Below are 5,193 nucleotides of genomic sequence, written 5' to 3' on the forward strand. Positions count from 1 at the left end.
TTCGTACCGAAAGCGGGAAATGGGAGCGCTCTCTTTCCCGGCTGGAGTACGAAACGGGCTCTTGGCGGAGTGCGTGTCATGCATCGGCCTGGGTGGTCCGGGGTCGGGGTGCTCCCCATCGAGGGGCTTGATCGCTACGGTGGTGCGTCACGAAAGATCCGGGGCGGGTGGACGTTGGGGCCAGCGGAGCGGGAACTGCGGCGGCTCGGGCTGCGCTACGCGGGGGTCGTTCGCACGGTCGTGATCGCGACGTGCAGCGTGCTGTCGCTGCTCGCGGTCAGCCCGGACGCGGTTCCGGTGACCTTGGCGGTCGCGGTGGGGCTGAACGCCTGGAACGCGGTGTACGTGCGGCTGCCGCGCGGGCCCGTGGTGATCGCGGCGGACGCGGTGGTGCTGGCCGGGGTCTGCCTGGCGCAGCCTTGGGTGGTCCAGGGCGAAGCGCTGTACAACGGCACCAGTTGGGTGCTCGTGGTCATGTCCATCGTGGTCGTCACGCACCAGTGGCACGTGCGCACGCTCGTGTCGGCGCCGGTGACCGTGTTCATCGTGGTGGCCTACCTCTTCGGCTCAGCGCTGGCCTCGTCGACGCGCTGGCCGGAAGCGCTGCCGTTGGCGCTGTGGATGCTCGTCGAGGCCGCCTTGTCGTACGGGTTGTACGTGCTGGTGCGGCGCGGCGGGCGGAGAGCGGACCGTGCGACGGCGGCTCAGGAGCTGGCCCGCAGGCAGTCCACGATCGCCGCGGCCGTGCGCGCTGACGAGCGCGTGCACCTGGCGAACCTGCACGACACCGCTGCGGCGACGTTGCTGATGGTCGGCGCCGGAGTGCTTGACGGGCACGCGACGTGGTTGGCGGAGCAGGCCGCGCGGGATCTCGACGTGCTCAGCGGCTCCGGGTTGCCGAGCACCACCGCGGGCGATGTTGACCTGGTGCGGCTGCTGGAGGACGTCATCGAGCAGAGCCCGCTGCGCGTGGACTGGCGCGGCACGGCCGGGCTCGCGGTCCCCGCCGTGGTCGCGGTGGCGCTGTGCCGGGCGACGCGGGAGGCGCTGAACAACGTGGCGAGGCATTCCGGCGTGCTCAACGCGCTGGTCCGGGTGTCGTCGCGGCACAACGGCGGGGTGGTCGTGGAGGTGCTCGACAGCGGGCGCGGGTTCGAGCCCGAGCACGTGCCACCGCAACGGCGCGGGCTGACCCATTCGCTGGTGGAACGGCTGAAGGCGGTCGGCGGGCGCGCGGTGGTCGCGAGCAGTCTCGGCGCGGGCACGAGCGTGCGGCTGGAGTGGCCGCATGCTTGACGTCGCCGCACCCGCCACGGCCGCGACGGCGGTCCCCGAGACCGCATCGCCGGAGCCGACCGCCGCGCACATCCTGCGCGGACTGCGCCTGGCCGTCGTCGCCATCACGTTGGCCGTCCTCTTCGGACTGAGCCTGCCGATGTTGTTGGTGCACATGGACGTCTACCGCCCGGCCTGGGTCCAGCTCGGCGCGTTCGCGGCGTTCGTGGTGATCGCGCTGGGCTTCGGAGCGCTGGCGTGGCTGGAGATCACCCCCGGTCGGTGGCGGTGGCCGTTGGCGGGCGTGGTCTTCCTCGTCTCGGTCGTGGCGACGGCGGCGGTGCCCGCGCCCCACCTGATCGGGCAGGCGCACTGGTCGTTCGGGCCGCTCGGCTGGCTGGCGGTGCTGCTGACGCTGGACCTCGGCGCGCGCCCACTGGCCGCGCTGCTCATGACGCACTACCTCATCACGTTGGGGCAGTTGACGATCGCCGGGCAGACCGATCGCGCCACTCTCGTCGGCATGGCGGTGCAGACGGTCATCGTGTGGGGGTTCCAGCTCGCGGTCGGGCACGCGGCGACGCTGATGCGGCGGATCGCCGTCGACGCCGCGCGGATCGCCGAGCACGAGGAGAAGCTGCGCACGGAAGAGGCTGTGGCACAACGGTTGCACGCCGAGCAACGGCTCCGGTACACGGCGCTGGCCACCACGACCGCGCCGCTGCTGGCCGGGCTGGCGACCGGGGCGCTCAACCCGGAGGACGAGCGGGTGCGGCGCTCGTGCGCGCTGGAGGCGGCCAGGATGCGGCGGCTGTTCGCCGAGGGCGACGACGTGCCGGACCCGTTGGTGCACCAGCTCCAGGCGTGCATCGATCTGGTGGAGCGCAACGGGATCACGGTTTCGCTGGCGGTGCGCGGGGAACGCCCCGCGTTGAGCAAGCAGGTGCGGCGCGCGCTGACCGAGCCGGTGCTGGCCGTGCTCGTCGCGACCACGCGCGCGGCGCGGGTGACGGTGGCGGGGTGGCCGGACCGCGTGTCGGTCAGCGTGGTCGCCGACTGCCCCGAGACGACGGAGGTGTCCACTGTGGACTGCCCTGGGGTCGCCACCACGACGATGGAGGCCGAGGGCCGGGTGTGGGTCGAGGTGACGTGGCGGGCATGAGCATCACGGTGGTGGTGATCGACGACCACCCGGCCATCGCGGCCGGGGTGCGGGTGTGGTGCGCCTCGGCCAACCCGCCGATCAAGGTGCTCTGCTCGGGCGCGAACGTGCGCACGGCCTGGCTGGAGCCCGGCTCGCTGGCCGACGTCGTGGTGTTCGACCTCCAGCTCGCCGGTGGCACGCCCGCCTTCGGCGACCTGCGGCGGCTCGTCGACGACGGGCGCAAGGTGGTCGTCTACACCATGCGCGACGACCCCGACACCGCGCTGACCTGCCTGGACATCGGCGCGAGCGGCTACGTGACCAAGGCCGAGGGGGAGAAGCACCTCGTCGGCGCCGTGCGGGCCGCCGCGCACGACCTGCCCTACACCACGCCCGCGCTGGCCGGGGCGCTCGGCACCGACAGCAGGGGGCACCGGCCGAAGCTCGCGCCGCGCGAGGTGGACGTGCTCATCGAGTGGTTCCACTGCGAGTCCAAGGAGATGGTGGCGCGCAAGCTCTCGCTGTCCGTGCGCACGGTGAACTCCTACATCGACCGCGTGCGGGTGAAGTACGCCAACGCCGGGCGCGACGCCCCGACCAAGGCGGCCCTGGTGGCCCGCGCGATCCAGGACGGCCTGATCGACGTCGGCGACCTCTGAGTTTCTCTCGTCGGTGGGCTCTGGTACACCAGCGGTGTGGCTGGGAAACCGGGTGGGGCGTCGCGGGCGAAGCGCAAGGGGGAGCGCGTGCCCGCTGAGGCGCTGCCGTGCGCGCGGATCTGCGTGGACGTGCCGCTGGCGCACCTGAACCGGACGTTCGACTACCTGGTGCCCAGCGACGTCGACGCCGACGTGGTGCCCGGGGTGCGGGTGCGGGTGCGCTTCGCCGGGCAGCTGGTGGACGGCTACGTGCTGGAGCGCGTGGAGGCCTCGGAGTTCGGCGGGCGACTGTCCTATCTGGACAGAGTGGTCTCACCGGAGCCGGTGCTGGCGCCGGAGATCATGAAGCTGGCCCGCTCGGTCGCGGATCGGGGCGCGGGCATGATGATCGACGTGCTGCGGCTGGCGATCCCGCCGAGGCACGCCAAGGTGGAGGCCGAGCCGCCGCGCGAACCCGCGCCCGTGCCCGAAGCGCCCGAGGCCGAGGTGTGGCACTCCTACCCGCGTGGCAAGGCGTTCCTGGACGCGGCGCTGGCGGGGCGCGCGGCGCACGCGGTGTGGCAGGCGCTGCCGGGGGAGGACTGGCCCGCGCGGCTCGCCGAAGCCGCCGCGACGGTCGCCTCGACGGGGCGCGGAGCGGTGATCGTGGTGCCGGACCACCGCGACCTGACGCGCGTGCACACGGCGTGCGAAGCGCTGATGGGCGCGGAAGGCGTGGTGGCGCTGTCGGCCGATCTCGGCCCGGCGGAGCGCTACCGCAGATGGCTCGCGGTGCTGCGCGGAGCCGTGCGCGTGGTCGTCGGCACGCGCGCGACGGCGTTCGCGCCGGTGCACGACCCGGGGCTGCTGGTGATCTGGGACGACGGGGACGACCTGCACTACGAGCCGCGCTCGCCGTACCCGCACGCCCGCGACGTCCTCGCGCAGCGCGCGCACGCGAACGGCGCAGCGTTGCTCGTCGCGGGTTTCGCGCGCACGACCGAGGCGCAGCTGCTGGTGGACACGGGGTGGGCGCACGAGATCGTCGGCTCGCGCGAGCAGGTCAGGGCGGCGGCGCCGCGAGTGGCCTCGATCGGGGAGACCGACACACAGCTTGAGCGCGATCCCGGCGCGCGTTCGGCACGGTTGCCGTCGATCGCCTTCGACGCCGCGCGCTCGGCGTTGGCCGCGGGGGCTCCGGTGCTGATCCAGGTGCCACGACGGGGCTACGTGCCGTCGTTGACCTGCGCGAACTGTCGCGAGCCCGCACGCTGTCGTCGCTGCGCGGGGCCGTTGGCGCTGCCCGGGGGCTCGCGGGACGACCAGCCGAGACCGGCCGCGTGCCGGTGGTGCGGAGTCAGCGAAGCGTCGTTCGTGTGCCCGGGGTGCTCCTCGCGCCGCATGCGCGCGGCGGTGATCGGCGCGAAGCGCACGGCTGAGGAGCTGGGGCGCGCGTTCTCCGGCATCGTCGTCCGCACGTCCGGCGCGGACGAGGTGCTGGCCTCGGTGCCGGGCAAGCCCGCGCTGGTGGTGTCGACGCCGGGCGCGGAGCCGGTCGCCGATGGCGGCTACGGCGCGGCGCTGCTGCTGGACGGCTGGGCGTTGCTGGGCCGCGCCGACCTGCGCGCCACCGAGGAGGCGTTCCGCAAGTGGATCACCGCCGCCGCGCTGGTGAAGCCCGGCGTGGACGGCGGCAAGGTCGTGGTCATCGCGGAGTCCTCGATCGCCCCGGTGCAGGCCCTCGTGCGGTGGGACCCGGTGTGGCACGCGAGCCAGGAGCTGGCCGGGCGGCACGAGCTTGGCTTCCCGCCCGCCGTGCGGATGGGCACCGTGGACGGCGGGCCGGAGGCCATCGTGCAGTTCCTGGAGTCCGCGCAGCTGCCGGACTCCGCCGAGGTGCTCGGCCCGGTGCCGCTCGGCCCGGAGAGCGCGGACGGCGTCGCCGAACGGGAGCGCGTGCTGATCCGGGTGCCCCGCCGCGACGGACGGCTCCTCGCGAAGGCGCTCGCCGAGGCGCAGGGCGTGCGCACCGCGCGCAAGGAGACCACGCCCGTCCGCGTCCGCTTCGACCCCCCCGAACTGGTCTGAGCCAACCCGCGTCAGGCGGTGCGGCGGAGCGCGGGGGTGGGGTGGGTG

Annotated in this window: 4 protein-coding genes; all 4 read left to right on the top strand. The window is 73.7% G+C overall.

Features of this window, described 5'->3' with window-relative positions:
* Nucleotides 1-174 precede the first annotated feature (174 nt).
* The 4 genes from CCN37_RS32510 to CCN37_RS32525 are packed head-to-tail and all read left to right on the top strand — an operon-like array spanning nucleotide 175 to nucleotide 5,145.
* A complete protein-coding gene (locus CCN37_RS32510; protein WP_086828319.1) occupies nucleotides 175-1,296 on the top strand; it encodes a sensor histidine kinase in 1,122 nt (373 codons plus the stop codon).
* The gene (locus CCN37_RS32515) at nucleotides 1,289-2,437 is read left to right on the top strand and encodes a hypothetical protein (RefSeq protein WP_086828321.1); all 1,149 of its coding nucleotides are present in this window, start codon (nucleotides 1,289-1,291) and stop codon (nucleotides 2,435-2,437) included. The genes CCN37_RS32510 and CCN37_RS32515 overlap by 8 nt, the downstream gene beginning before the upstream one ends.
* Complete coding sequence (locus tag CCN37_RS32520) at nucleotides 2,434-3,078, top strand: response regulator transcription factor (protein WP_168200972.1); 645 nt, start codon at nucleotides 2,434-2,436, stop codon at nucleotides 3,076-3,078. The genes CCN37_RS32515 and CCN37_RS32520 overlap by 4 nt, the downstream gene beginning before the upstream one ends.
* 36 nt (nucleotides 3,079-3,114) lie before the next feature.
* A complete protein-coding gene (locus CCN37_RS32525; RefSeq protein WP_086828323.1) occupies nucleotides 3,115-5,145 on the top strand; it encodes a primosomal protein N' in 2,031 nt (676 codons plus the stop codon).
* Nucleotides 5,146-5,193 lie beyond the last annotated feature (48 nt).

Origin of the sequence: Allokutzneria sp. NRRL B-24872 (assembly GCF_002155965.1) — a bacterium.
Classification (GTDB): Bacteria; Actinomycetota; Actinomycetes; order Mycobacteriales; family Pseudonocardiaceae; genus Allokutzneria.